This window comes from Streptomyces sp. NPDC096176 (genome assembly GCF_044763255.1).
Lineage (GTDB): Bacteria > Actinomycetota > Actinomycetes > Streptomycetales > Streptomycetaceae > Streptomyces.
In genome coordinates this window covers 522,845-535,542 of record NZ_JBIWFV010000005.1, presented here as the reverse complement: position 1 = coordinate 535,542, position 12,698 = coordinate 522,845, and the positions used below count along the sequence as shown (strand labels likewise).

General features: G+C 69.8%; 10 protein-coding genes and 1 pseudogene. 8 read left to right on the top strand and 3 right to left on the bottom strand.

Annotation, left to right across the window (positions count from 1 at the left end):
• The first annotated feature begins 46 nt into the window (after positions 1 to 46).
• The 4 genes from mshA to ACIQ7Q_RS17210 all read left to right on the top strand — a co-directional run bounded on the left by mshA (position 47) and on the right by ACIQ7Q_RS17210 (position 5,496).
• Positions 47 to 1,387, top strand: a complete 1,341-nt coding sequence (mshA, locus tag ACIQ7Q_RS17225) for a D-inositol-3-phosphate glycosyltransferase (protein ID WP_403861881.1) — start codon at positions 47 to 49, stop codon at positions 1,385 to 1,387.
• Between the two features lie 92 nt (positions 1,388 to 1,479).
• Positions 1,480 to 1,980, top strand: coding sequence for a YbjN domain-containing protein (locus ACIQ7Q_RS17220; RefSeq protein ID WP_403861878.1), 501 nt, complete (start codon positions 1,480 to 1,482; stop codon positions 1,978 to 1,980).
• A gap of 126 nt (positions 1,981 to 2,106) precedes the next feature.
• Positions 2,107 to 3,801: a glycosyl hydrolase family 28-related protein gene (locus ACIQ7Q_RS17215; RefSeq protein ID WP_403861875.1), complete on the top strand. Its 1,695-nt coding sequence runs from the start codon at positions 2,107 to 2,109 to the stop codon at positions 3,799 to 3,801.
• 162 nt (positions 3,802 to 3,963) lie between these two features.
• Complete coding sequence (locus ACIQ7Q_RS17210; protein ID WP_403862183.1) at positions 3,964 to 5,496, top strand: MFS transporter; 1,533 nt, start codon at positions 3,964 to 3,966, stop codon at positions 5,494 to 5,496.
• A gap of 21 nt (positions 5,497 to 5,517) precedes the next feature.
• On the opposite strand, the gene ACIQ7Q_RS17205 is transcribed toward ACIQ7Q_RS17210, so the two are convergent.
• A complete protein-coding gene (locus ACIQ7Q_RS17205; RefSeq protein WP_403861872.1) occupies positions 5,518 to 6,843 on the bottom strand; it encodes an MDR family MFS transporter in 1,326 nt (441 codons plus the stop codon).
• 154 nt (positions 6,844 to 6,997) lie between these two features.
• On the opposite strand from ACIQ7Q_RS17205, the gene ACIQ7Q_RS17200 reads away from it, so the two are divergent.
• On the top strand, positions 6,998 to 7,759 hold the full coding sequence (locus ACIQ7Q_RS17200; protein ID WP_403861869.1) for a phosphoglyceromutase: 762 nt from the start codon (positions 6,998 to 7,000) through the stop codon (positions 7,757 to 7,759).
• 170 nt (positions 7,760 to 7,929) lie between these two features.
• Here ACIQ7Q_RS17200 and ACIQ7Q_RS17195 read toward each other — a convergent pair.
• Positions 7,930 to 8,204, bottom strand: a pseudogene (locus tag ACIQ7Q_RS17195) (site-specific integrase); the annotation flags it as partial.
• Positions 8,205 to 8,506: 302 nt separating this feature from the next.
• Here ACIQ7Q_RS17195 and ACIQ7Q_RS17190 point away from each other — a divergent pair.
• Positions 8,507 to 9,187, top strand: a complete 681-nt coding sequence (locus ACIQ7Q_RS17190; RefSeq protein ID WP_403861866.1) for a hypothetical protein — start codon at positions 8,507 to 8,509, stop codon at positions 9,185 to 9,187.
• A 681-nt stretch (positions 9,188 to 9,868) separates the two neighbouring features.
• Here ACIQ7Q_RS17190 and phoU read toward each other — a convergent pair.
• A complete protein-coding gene (gene phoU / locus ACIQ7Q_RS17185; RefSeq protein WP_403861863.1) occupies positions 9,869 to 10,546 on the bottom strand; it encodes a phosphate signaling complex protein PhoU in 678 nt (225 codons plus the stop codon).
• 195 nt (positions 10,547 to 10,741) lie between these two features.
• On the opposite strand from phoU, the gene ACIQ7Q_RS17180 reads away from it, so the two are divergent.
• On the top strand, positions 10,742 to 11,998 hold the full coding sequence (locus ACIQ7Q_RS17180; RefSeq protein ID WP_403861860.1) for a sensor histidine kinase: 1,257 nt from the start codon (positions 10,742 to 10,744) through the stop codon (positions 11,996 to 11,998).
• Positions 11,995 to 12,675 carry a response regulator transcription factor gene (locus tag ACIQ7Q_RS17175; protein WP_071965810.1) on the top strand — a complete coding sequence of 227 codons (681 nt, stop codon included), beginning with the start codon at positions 11,995 to 11,997 and terminating at the stop codon, positions 12,673 to 12,675. The genes ACIQ7Q_RS17180 and ACIQ7Q_RS17175 overlap by 4 nt, the downstream gene beginning before the upstream one ends.
• Positions 12,676 to 12,698: the final 23 nt, after the last annotated feature.

Below are 12,698 nucleotides of genomic sequence, written 5' to 3'. Positions count from 1 at the left end.
CGCTTGCCCCGCACTTCGTCGTGCCCGCAGCGAGAGGACCGCCGACGTGAGCCAGTACGTGTCCCGCCTCGGCAGCAGTCGGATGGCACCGCGTATCCGGTTTCCCGGCGGCAACCGCAAACCGCGCCGGGTCGCGATGCTCAGCGTCCACACCTCCCCGCTGCATCAGCCGGGGACGGGTGACGCGGGCGGCATGAACGTCTACATCGTCGAACTCGCCAAGCGCCTCGCCGCCATCAACGTCGAGGTCGAGATATTCACCCGGTCGTCCTCCGGCGGGCTGCCGCCCGCCGTCGAGCTGGCCCCTGGCGTCCTGGTGCGGCACGTCGACGCCGGACCCTACGAGGGCCTCGCCAAGGAGGACCTGCCGCCCCAGCTGTGTGCCTTCACCCACGGCGTGATGCAGGCGTGGGCCGCCCGCCGCCCCGGCCACTACGACCTCGTCCACTCCCACTACTGGCTCTCCGGCCACGTCGGCTGGCTCGCGGCCGAACGATGGGGTGTCCCACTCGTGCACGCCATGCACACCATGGCCAAGGTCAAGAACGCCGCGCTGGCGGAGGGCGACACCCCGGAGCCGGCCACGCGCGTGATCGGCGAGACCCAGATCGTGAACGCCGCGGACCGGCTGATCGCCAACACCGCGGAGGAGGCCGACGAGCTCGTCCGCTTCTACGAGGCCGACCCGGCGAAGGTCGCCGTCGTCCACCCGGGCGTGAATCTGGATCTCTTCCGTCCCGCCGACGGCCGGGCTGCCGCGCGCGCCCGCCTCGGGCTGCCGCAGGAGGCGTTCATCCCCCTCTTCGCGGGCCGGATACAGCCCCTGAAGGCGCCCGACATCCTGCTGCGCTCCGTCGCGGTCCTGCTGGAGCGGGACCCGTCCCTGCGCAGCCGTATCTTCGTCCCCGTCGTCGGGGGCCCCAGCGGCAGCGGGCTCGCCAAGCCTGAAGGCCTGCAGAAGCTGGCCGCCAAGCTCGGTATCGCCGACGTCGTCCACTTCAGGCCGCCGGTGGGCCAGGATCAGCTCGCCGACTGGTTCCGTGCCGCCTCCGTGCTGGTCATGCCCTCCTACAGCGAGTCCTTCGGGCTCGTCGCCATAGAGGCGCAGGCCGCGGGTACGCCGGTGGTGGCGGCTGCGGTGGGCGGGCTGCCGGTCGCGGTCCGCGACGAGCGGACCGGTTTCCTCGTTCCGGGACACGATCCGGCGCACTACGCGGACGTGCTGGGCAGCTTCGTACGGGACGCGTCGCTGACGGACCGGATGGGCGCGGCCGCCGCCCGGCACGCGCAGTCGTTCGGCTGGGACGCGTCGGCGTCCGCGACGGCGGACGTCTACCAGGCCGCCATGCACGACCACCGCCGCCGTGTGCGGGCCACCCACCACTGACGGGCCACCCGTACCAACGGGGACGGTGCCGCAGGCTGTCGGGCGACGGTGCCGCACGCGGCCCGCGGTGCCGCCTGACGTACGCTCGCCCCATGGCTGACGTGCAGCAGGTGACGCGGGTCGTCGAACAGGCCCTCAAGGACGCGGACCTCGAGTGGGAGAGCCCTGCCGCGGGCTCGTTCGTCGTCAAACTCCCCGGCACGCGCAAGCTGTCCACGACATGTTCGCTGCTCGTGGGCCGGCACTCGCTCTCGATCAACGCCTTCGTCATCCGCCATCCCGACGAGAACGACGCCGCCGTCCACCGCTGGTTGCTGGAGCGCAACCTCAAGCTGTACGGCGTCAGTTACGCGATCGACCGTCTCGGCGACATCTACCTCGTCGGCAAGCTTCCGCTCTCCGTGGTCACGCCGGATGAGCTGGACCGGCTGCTCGGCACGATCCTCGAGGCGGCGGACGGTTCCTTCAACACCCTGCTGGAGCTCGGTTTCGCAAGCGCGATCCGCAGGGAGTACGAGTGGCGGGTGTCGCGCGGCGAATCGACGCGCAATCTGGATGCGTTCACGCATCTGACCCAGCGGCCCGCCAAGTGACCGTCTGACAAACTCCGTTTCTCCCTGCACCAGTGCCACGCGACCCCTTCCGTGGGCCGGGGTGGCGTGGCATGCTCACCGCCGACGCCGACATGAACGTCATTCACATCCGTGGAAGGTGGGCTCATGGGGACCGATTACCGTGCCATCAGCAGACGCACCCTGCTCGGCAGCGCCACGGTCGTCGCGGCGGCCCTGGCGACGGGCGGCCCCGCAGTACCCGCGGCAGCTGCCCCGCGCGCGGCCCACCGCACCGGCGCCACCACGCCCGCGCTCTGGGACGAGTACCGCCGCGCTCCCCGCAGTCACGCCCAGATCCCGTACGTGGGAAGAGCCGGGCAACGCGCCGGAGCGCGCAGCTTTCCGCGCCGGCCCGTCAAGGCCAACGTCCTTGCGTACGGGGCCAGAAGCGACGGCTCAGCCGACTCCGCGCCGGCGATCAACCGTGCCGTCGCCGCTGTCGGAGAACGCGGCGGCGGCACGGTCCTCATCCCCGCCGGTACGTACCGCGTCGACGACGTGATCCGCATCGGACACAGCAACGTCGTCCTGCGCGGCGCCGGCAGTGGCCGCACCACCCTGCTCGCCACCAGGAACCTCACCGAACTCATCGGCGCCTACGGCTCCCGCTACGGCGGCGACAAGTCCTCCTGGTCCTGGGCCGGCGGCCTCATCTGGCTCTGCCCCAAGGACCGTTATGCCTCGCTCACCGACGCCATCAGGAACAGGGCGTGGCCCTTCGAGGGCTGGACCGGCAACAAGCGTGACGAATGGACCACTATCGCCACCGTCGGACCCGCCCGCCGCGGCGACTGGTCCGTCACCGTGTCCGACACCTCGAAGCTGCGCCGCGGACAGCTCGTCATGCTCCGCCTCGCCGACGACGCCGACCACACCCTGCTCGCGTACATGGCGGGTGACGGCGAGGGCACGATCTCGTACGTCTGGGACGACAAGACCAAGCTGACGTCCTACGTTCCCTACGAATGGCCCGTGCGCGTCACGGCCGTCAAACGAGACCGGGTCACCCTCGAACGGCCGCTCCCGCTCGACGTGCGCCCCGCCTGGGACCCCCGGATCACCACCCTCGTCACCCCGCTCACCGGCTCCGGCGTCGAAGGCCTCACCCTGGAAGCCGTCGAGACACCCCAGTCGAAACACCTGCTCGACAAGGGCTACAACGGCGTCATCTTCCAGTGCTCGTACGACTGCTGGGCCGACGACATCACCGTGCGCCACGTCGACAACGGCTTCGGCCTCGTCGCCGCATCCGCCTGCACGCTGCGCCGAACCCGTGTCGAGGGACGCGGCTCCCACCACCCGTACTTCTGCCGCGAGGGGTCGCACGACAACCTCGTCGAGGACTTCACCGTCGCGGAGCGGACCCGGCCCGCGCCCGAAGGGACCCAGCTCCACGGCATCAACGTCGAGGGTCTGTCCAGCTACAACGTCTGGTCGCGCGGCGTGATGGAGATGGGCACCTTCGACACCCACCGCGGAATGCCGTTCGCATGCGTCCGTACACAGATCACCGTGAACAACAACGGCCGCCACGGCGGCGACGCGAGCGCCGGTCCGCTCTACGGAGCCCGCTTCACCCACTGGAACGTCACCGTCACCAACGAACGCGCCGGCCTGATCAGGATCGACGAGGTCGCGCCGTACAGCGCGACCGTCGCCATCAGCACGGTCCGCGAATTCGACCAGACCGACGTGCCGGACTTCACCGGCGCCCTCAACTCCCGGCTGGAGGCGTACGGCTCCCCGGGCGCCGTCCGCCCTGCCAACCTGTACGAGGCCCAGCGCGCCCTGCGTGTGTGACCTGCGGCGCGGTGCGCGCGTCCAGCCGGATGTGCGCACCGTGGCCGCCGGGTTCAGACTCGGATCATGGGCATCAGAAGGGCCCCTTCGGGCTCCAGCACTGCCGCAGGCGCCCCTGTCACCGCACGGGGTGCGCCGAACCAGACGCTCGCTCTCGCCGCGATGCTCTTCGCGGTGTCGATGACCTTCATCGACCAGACGATCGTTTCGATCGCGGCGCCAAGCATCACCGACCAGCTCGGCCTCTCCGCATCCGGGATGCAGTGGGTGGTCAACGCCTACCTGCTCACGCTGGCGGCGTTCTTCGCCTTGGGCGGGCGGCTGTCCGACATCGTCGGACACCGCCGCGTCGTGGTGATCGGCACCCTGACCTTCGTCGTCTCCTCCGTGCTGTGCGGCTGCGTGCCTGCGGGCGACTTCGCGCAGACCTGGCTGATCGTCTTCCGCGCCACCCAAGGCATCGGCGCCGCGCTGATGTTCCCGGCCGCGCTCGCCGTTGTCATCGCCGTCTTCCCTGTGGAGAAACGCGGACGTGCTCTGGCACTGTTCTTCGGGATCTCGGGCGCGCTGACGGCCGTCGGGCCGCTGCTCGGCGGCTGGCTGACCGCCTGGACCTGGCGCGCCATCTTCTGGGTCAACGTCCCCGTCGCCGTCATCGCGCTCGTGCTCATCGCCGTGGCCCGCGTCCCGGACCAGCGGCGGGCCGAGAAGCTCGATCTCCCAGGCGCGGCGCTGGTCGCCGTCGGTATGGGGCTGTGCGTGCTGGGGCTCCAGCAGGCGTCGGCGTGGGGCTGGAGCAGCGCCGCCACCTGGGGGTGCATCGTGGGAGGCGTCGCGGTGCTGGCCCTCTTCTGCCGCTACGAACTGACCGTGGCGGAGCCGCTCATCAAGCTCCAGGTGTTCAAGGACAAGGCGTTCGCCGTCGACAACCTGGTGCTGTTCTTCGCGATGCTGGCGTTCGTCCCGCTGTTCTTCTTCGTCTCGGTCTACGCACAGGTCTCGCTGAGTGCGTCGCCGAACCAGGCCGCGCTGTTCCTGCTGTACTTCTTCATCGGGTTCGCCATCGCGGCCCAGTGGGGCGGCCGGATACTCGACAAACGCGGCGCGCGGCCCGCGATCAAAATCGGCACAGCGCTCGGTGCGGTGGGATTCGCCCTGTGGGCGGGGAAGCTGACGGACCTGTCGATGCACGACCAGTGGCCGTACGCGGCCCTCGCCGGCGCCGGCATCGGTTTCCTGCTCGCCCCCGCGTCGACGGACGCGGCCAACCGCGCCATCGACGCCTCCTACGGCGAGGTCACCGGCATCACCCAGACCGTGCGCAACTTCGCCGCGGCGGTCGGCATGGCGGTGTTCGGCACGGTCCTCACGCACATCACCACCGAAAGGGTCGCGGAGACCCTGGCCGGCAGGGGAGTCCCTGACGACGCCGCACGGGAGGCGGGCCGCTCGATCGCGGAGGCCGTCAGCGGTCACCCGGACGACAAGGCGCCCACCGGTGACGGTCCCGTCGCGAACATCATGCGCGACTCGATGGACGCGATCCGGATGGACTTCGCGGAGGCCAACCAGTGGGTCTTCTACGGGATGGCCATCGCCTTGGCCGTCGCCTACCTGTGCGCGCTGCGCCACCCGGGGACGCGGGTGACGGACGACGGGGCGGAGGCGGGTGACGAACGGACGGGACGCGTGTGACGCCGCCCGTCCGGCCGCCCGTCAGGTGTTCGCGGGTGCCGTGGTCGGTGCCGTGGTCTGTGTGCTCTCCGGCATGGCCTTGGCGGCAGCCTCCGCGGCGTCCGTGACAGCCTCCGCCTCCGCCTGTCCGCCGTGCTCGGCCAGTGCGCGCCGTAGCAGGAAGGCGTACCCCGCCGCCGCCACGCCGCCGATCACCGCGCAGCCCATCCACAGGACGTCCGGGCCGGGGCCGTCCACCACCCAGCCGGCCAGGATCGGGGCGACGAAGCCGGCGACGGCCCAGGACATGCCCATGACGCCCTGGTACCGGCCACGTGCGTGTGCCGGAGCGAGACGAGCGGTGGCCGCGGCGTTCGTCGGCACGTGCACCATCTCGCCGAGCGTCCAGACGACCACCGTCGCCGCGAACACCAGAGGGGTGCCCGCCAGCGCCGTCGCGCCGGTGCCGACGGCGAAGAGCAGCGAGGACACGGTGAGTAGAGCGGCCGGCGAGCGCTTGTCCGTGATCCGGTTGACCAGGAGCTGCAGCGCGACGATCACCACGCCGTTCACGGCGATGACCATGCCGTACGAGTCGGCCGACAGCCCCTCACCGGCCATGGTCAGCGGCAGCCCCACCCAGGGAGCGGTGAAGATGAGGCACACCAGCAGGTTGAGCAGGACCAGGGTCCGGAACGGAGCGTCCTTCAACACGTCGAGCACGGTCACCTGCTGGTCGGCCAGCGCCCCCGTGGCGGCGTCCACCCGTGCCTTCGGCCGGGTCTCGGCCAGCCGAAGGAAGACGATCAGCGCACAGAGCGCCGTCGCCAGCGCGTCGACGACGAACAGCGTCCGGTAACCGAGGAAGATCGCCGCACCACCGCCCAGAGCGGCGACAGCGAAGCCGAGATTGAGCGCCCAGTAGTTCAGCGCGTAGGCCCGGCCGTGCTCCGCCTCGGGCACCATGTCCGCGATCATCGCGCTGATCGCCGGTCGCACGGCCTGCATCGCGACACCCATCAGCAGGACGACGACCGCGATCCCCCAGGCGCTGCTCACCACGGCCAGGGCGGCGGCGCACGCCGCTCCGGCCAGGTGCATCGAGATCATCGTCGGTCGCCGCCCCCACCGGTCGGTGAGCATCCCGCCCAGCGGCGAGCCGGCCACGCCGCCGAGCCCGTGGAGCGCGATGACAAGGCCCGCGTACCAGGCCGAGTATCCGAGCTCCTGCGTGAGATAGAGCGACAGGAAGGTGAGGACGAACGCGCCGGTACGGTTCACCAGCGTCGATGTCCACAACCACCAGAAGCCCTTGGGCAGCCCCGAGACGGTCTGGAGGGCTGCGCGTCTGAGCGAAGCGATGGACATACGGGAGCCCCCACGGATGTAACGACCCTTATCGGCAACCGCAACTTACTTAACCGGGTCTCCCGACCGCCACTGAATTGACGGGGACCGTCAACCGATTCCGCTCCTCGGGCAGTCGCGCGGCGCCCGGGAGGCGTCGATTAGGCTCGTCCGCATGGCCGACGCACCGTACAAGCTGATCCTCCTCCGCCACGGCGAGAGCGAATGGAACGCAAAGAACCTGTTCACCGGCTGGGTGGACGTCAACCTCACGGAGAAGGGCGAGAAGGAGGCAGTCCGCGGCGGTGAGCTGCTCAAGGACGCCGGCCTGCTCCCCGACGTGCTCCACACCTCGCTCCAGAAGCGCGCCATCCGCACGGCGCAGCTCGCCCTGGAGGCGGCGGACCGCCACTGGATCCCGGTCCACCGCTCGTGGCGGCTGAACGAGCGCCACTACGGCGCGCTGCAGGGCAAGGACAAGGCCCAGACGCTGGCCGAGTTCGGCGAGGAGCAGTTCATGCTCTGGCGCCGCTCGTACGACACCCCGCCGCCGCCCCTCGAGGACGGCTCGGAATTCTCCCAGTCCGACGACGCGCGCTACCAGACCATCCCCAGCGAGCTGCGCCCGCGCACCGAGTGCCTCAAGGACGTCGTCGAGCGCATGATGCCGTACTGGTACGACGGCATCGTCCCCGACCTGCTCGCCGGCCGCACGGTCCTGATCGCCGCCCACGGCAACAGCCTGCGCGCCCTGGTCAAGCACCTGGACGGCATCTCCGACGCGGACATCGCCGGCCTGAACATCCCCACCGGCATCCCGCTCGTCTACGAGCTCGACGCCGACTTCCACCCGGTCAAGCCGGGCGGCACCTACCTCGACCCGGCAGCGGCCGCCGCGGCGATCGAGGCGGTCAAGAACCAGGGCAAGAAGAAGTAGCACCACCTGCACAAGCCCCCTGCCTGCGGGTCCTCCGCCGGGAGGGGGCTTATTGCTGCTTCTGTGCCGTCGCTGGGCCGTAACGCTCTACGGGGCAGGAGACGGCGGTTGCGGTCGCCTCACGCCGAGACGGAGCTCAGCGTGAACCGTGGCCTGGGGCCTCACAGTGTGGTGACCATCGGCCCGCCCGCCGCCTTCCAGGGCAGGGTGATCTCGACGGGCGGGAACCGCTTGATGTGGACGCGGAAGGCGTCGGCAACAGGGCCGGGCAGCGGGACGTCCCGCAGCTTGCCGCCCTTGGGCGGAGCGAACACTGGCTTGCTCCGGCTCAGCTCGAGCTGCTGGACCACGTGCAGCGTGTGATCTGCCGGCGGACGTAGAGCACGCGCTTGTCCAGGTCGACGTCGACCCGGCGGAGACCGACTATCTCACCCCGCCGGAGGCCCATGGTGAGTGGCTCGCTCCGCTCGCCGCGCGGCGAGACCGATCCTCCGCACATGACCGACGCAGAGGAATGGATGATCTGGCCGGGCGACGATCCGCGGGGTGCTGGATCTGTGCGGGGGTGGCCAACAGGGGCGGGACAACGGGAGTTCCACTCTCAGCGGCGCCGGAAAAGTTAATATCGCCTGAGCTTCGGCGGGGGAGGGCATTGTGGCTGGCGCATCCGATGATCATTCCACTGCCAAGTTATGGGCGCTTATCGGCGGAATCGCATCCGTCCTGTCGATCCTGACCTGGCTGGGCGTGAGCAACGCGACGGAGCTGAAGGGCCTGTTGGCCGACTCGCCCCCATCCAGTTCCAGCCCAGCCCCGTACACGCCTTCGCCGACCGTCGACATCCCCGATGACCCTGACATCAGTGAGGGGGACGCCGAGGAGGCCGACCCCGAGCCGTCGACACCCACTCCGGATCCCACCGAAGAGGCGTTCAAAGCCATCTCGGCCGGCGACTGCCTGGCGGTCTACGACACGGGCCGCGGGGGCACCACCAGCATCGACTGGAGCGTCGATGTTCCGCCGGACCCCGTGTCCTGCGCCGGCGCGCAGGCGCAGGTCCAGGTGACCGCCACCGACACGGCCTGCCCCACCAGCCACGGGAAGTCGTACTGGAGCTACCAGTCCGCCACCACCGGCACCACCACGAAGCTCTGCCTCACCCGCATCCACCACGCCGGCTACTGCATGCTCGGCCGGCAGTCCGGCTCCTCGATCTCCCTCGGCATGATGACGGCCGTGGACTGCCGACGCGAGCCGGTGCCCGCCCCGTACAACCAGATCATGCACATCACAGGCGTCTACCGCGCCCCGGCGGGCGCCGACGCGAACAACTGCCGCCGGGTGGCAGGCGACCAGACGCGCTACTGGGCCTACCTGGTGGACGACGGCGCCACGCTGCTGTGCACCACGATCTACCAGGGCGGCTGACCGACAACTCAGCTTCGGCAACCCGCCTCGAAGATCGCCTATGAGTGCGGAACCCTCACCTCGACCTGATCCGGGGCCCAGGATCCTGGCAGGGCCGTCTCTGGGCCGTCCGAGGCCGATCGAGACCAGTCAACGATGACCAATGACGACCGGTCATGGGTCGTCGCGCCAGCCCCGCACCAGCGAAAACGTAGGTCGCCAAGATCCTCGGCAAGACCCAGGGCAAGAGGAAGTAAGAGCAGCGATCAGGCCCCTGATCTGCACATACGGTGCAGGTCAGGGGCCTTCGTGCGGTCCAGCGCCCGTGCACCGCTGAATCCCGCCACGGGCGAGACGGTCTAGAGCCCGATCCCCGGGAACCGCACGCAGCGAGGGCCCCGTCCTGCAAAGACGGGGTCTTCGGCGGGAGGGTGGGACGTCAGCCGCAGCAGCCCCCGCACTGGCAGGGTGCGCCGGACTGGCAGCCGCAGCCGCAGCCGGAGCCGCAGCCGCAGGCGCCGAGGACGGGCAGGAAGACCACTTCGGGTGAGGTTTCCTGTCGAGGCTCGGTCGTGGGGGATTCGGCCATGGGTCCCTCCTCAAGGGAGTACGGGAGTGCCGCCTCGCCCATTGCATGCCCACCCGGCCGGGCGCATCAACGGCGCACACGCGCAAGCGCCCCCTGTACGCGCCTGGGCGCCTCTATGCGCCCTCCACCGCGGTCTGCTGCTGGAGCTCGTCCGCGTGCTCACCCGTCACCAGGTACACCACGCGCTTCGCGACCGATACCGCGTGGTCCGCGAACCGCTCGTAGTAGCGGCCGAGCAGCGTCACGTCGACGGCCGTCTCGATGCCGTGCTTCCAGCGGTCGTCCATCAGGTGCTGGAAGAGCGTCCGGTGCAGCAGGTCCATCTCGTCGTCGTCCTGCTCCAGCTGGAGCGCCAGGTCGACGTCCTTGGTGATGATGACCTCCGCGGCCTTGGCCATCAGCCGCTGCGCCAGCTGCCCCATCTGCAGGATCGTGGCGTGCAGGTCGTTCGGGACGGCGCGGTCGGGGAAGCGCAGCCGGGCCAGCTTGGCCACGTGCTGGGCCAGGTCTCCCGAGCGCTCCAGGTCGGCGCTCATTCGCAGCGAGGTGACCACGATCCGCAGATCCGTGGCGACCGGCTGCTGCCGGGCCAGCAGGGCGATCGCCCTGGCCTCCAGGTCGTGCTGCAGATCATCGACCTTCTGGTCGCCGGCGATCACGTTCTCGGCGAGCTTGAGGTCCGCGTCGAGCATGGCCGTGGTGGCGCGCCCGATTGCCGACCCGACCAGCCGGGCCATCTCGACCAGGCCCTCGCCGATCGAGTCCAGTTCCTCGTGGTACGCGTCACGCATGGGTGTCCCTCTCTTGATGCGACCGAGTCCGGGTGGGGCTCGAACCCCACGCTCCCACGTTCAGGTCAGCAGAAGTCCGTCGGCTCCATCCCAAATGAACCGGCACTTTCCCCTTGGTGAACTCTGAGCGACGACTGTTCGAGGTGCCACCCGTTTGGCTGGGAGAGTGCCCTGGGCGACGCATAACCTGAATGCATGGACGTGAACGCGGCGGTTGCCGCAGCGGCAGCGATCGCCGGACTCTGTACCGGTGTCATCGCCGTGCTGGCGTTCCGCTGGAGCGAGCGCGAACAGAAACGACCCACCAGGACATCGCTCCACACCGACGCCGTGCTCCCGCCGGGAGTCGACACGGTCCTGTCCGTGCTCCGCTCCTCCGCGGTGGTCCTCGACGAGTCCGATTCCGTCGTCAAGGCCAGCTCCGCGGCGTACGCCCTCGGCCTGGTCCGGGGCGGCAAGCTCGCCGTCGAACCGATGCTGCACATGGCCCGCGACACCCGGCGCGACGGCGAGATACGGCAGGTCGAACTGGACCTCCCGCGCCGCGGCACCGGGCGTGGCGAAGCCCTCGCCGTCTCCGCCCGGGTCGCCCCGCTCGGCTCTCGCCTCGTCCTGCTCCTCGTCGAGGACCTGACAGAGGCGCGCCGCATAGAGGCGGTGCGGCGCGACTTCGTCGCCAACGTCAGCCACGAGCTCAAGACCCCGGTGGGCGCGCTCTCCCTGCTGTCGGAGGCGGTCATGGACGCCTCCGACGACCCTGAGGCGGTCACCCGCTTCGCCGGCCGTATGCAGATCGAGGCGACCCGGCTCACCAACCTCGTACAGGAGCTCATCGACCTCTCCCGGGTGCAGAACGACGACCCGCTGGAGGACTCCGAGCCCGTGAAAGTGGAGGAGCTGGTCGCAGAGGCCATCGACCGCTCCCGCCAGACCGCGTCCGCAAAGCAGATCACCATGGCGGCCGGAGCCGCCTCCGATCTGAACATCTGGGGCAACCGCGGCAAGCTCGCCGCCGCACTCGGCAATCTCGTCGAGAACGCCGTCAACTACTCCCCGGCCCGCACCCGCGTCGGCATCTCCGCCCGCCGCGTCAACGCCCCGGGCGGGGACCTGATCGAGATCGCCGTGACCGACCAGGGCATCGGCATCTCCGAGAGGGACCGCGAGCGCATCTTCGAACGCTTCTACCGGGTCGACCCCGCCCGCTCCCGCGCCACCGGCGGCACCGGCCTGGGACTCGCCATCGTCAAACACGTGGCCGCTTCGCACGGCGGGGAGGTCACGGTGTGGAGCTCAGAGGGCCAGGGCTCCACCTTCACGCTGCGGCTGCCCGAAGCGGGCGCCGCGAAAGAACGCGCCACCACCGGTCCGGATCGCGTCGACGAGGACGACGACCGGCCTTACGACACCGATCCGAACATCGAAATTCCTGCCCCGGAGGTCCTTCCGTGACCCGAGTGCTCGTCGTCGAGGATGAGGAATCCTTCAGCGACGCCCTGTCATACATGCTCCGCAAGGAGGGCTTCGAGGTCGCGATCGCGACCACCGGCCCCGACGGACTCGACGAGTTCGAGCGCAACGGCGCCGACCTCGTTCTCCTGGACCTGATGCTGCCGGGCCTGCCCGGCACCGAGGTGTGCCGCCAGCTGCGGGGCCGCTCGAACGTGCCGGTCATCATGGTGACCGCGAAGGACAGCGAGATCGACAAGGTCGTCGGGTTGGAGATAGGAGCCGACGACTACGTCACCAAGCCGTTCTCCTCGCGGGAGCTGGTTGCCCGCATCCGTGCGGTCCTGCGCCGCCGCGGCGAACCGGAGGAGGTCACGCCGGCGGCCCTGGAGGCCGGGCCGGTGCGGATGGACGTGGACCGCCATGTCGTCACCGTCTCCGGTGGCAAGGTCGACCTTCCGTTGAAGGAGTTCGACCTGCTGGAGATGCTGCTGCGCAATGCGGGCCGGGTCCTGACCCGTATGCAGTTGATCGACCGGGTCTGGGGCGCCGACTACGTGGGCGACACCAAGACCCTTGACGTCCACGTGAAGCGCCTGCGCGCCAAGATCGAGCCCGACCCGGGTGCGCCGCGTTACCTGGTGACGGTTCGCGGCCTGGGCTACAAGTTCGAGCCGTAGGCCTGCCACGCACGATAAGCGCG

Coding starts and splice junctions, on each gene's coding strand:
- ACIQ7Q_RS17220 (WP_403861878.1), top strand. CDS start 1,480: ATGGCTGACGTGCAGCAGGTGACGCGGGTCGTCGAACAGGCCCTCAAG.
- ACIQ7Q_RS17215 (WP_403861875.1), top strand. CDS start 2,107: ATGGGGACCGATTACCGTGCCATCAGCAGACGCACCCTGCTCGGCAGC.
- ACIQ7Q_RS17210 (WP_403862183.1), top strand. CDS start 3,964: ATGCTCTTCGCGGTGTCGATGACCTTCATCGACCAGACGATCGTTTCG.
- ACIQ7Q_RS17205 (WP_403861872.1), bottom strand. CDS start 6,843: ATGTCCATCGCTTCGCTCAGACGCGCAGCCCTCCAGACCGTCTCGGGG.
- ACIQ7Q_RS17200 (WP_403861869.1), top strand. CDS start 6,998: ATGGCCGACGCACCGTACAAGCTGATCCTCCTCCGCCACGGCGAGAGC.
- phoU (WP_403861863.1), bottom strand. CDS start 10,546: ATGCGTGACGCGTACCACGAGGAACTGGACTCGATCGGCGAGGGCCTG.
- ACIQ7Q_RS17180 (WP_403861860.1), top strand. CDS start 10,742: ATGGACGTGAACGCGGCGGTTGCCGCAGCGGCAGCGATCGCCGGACTC.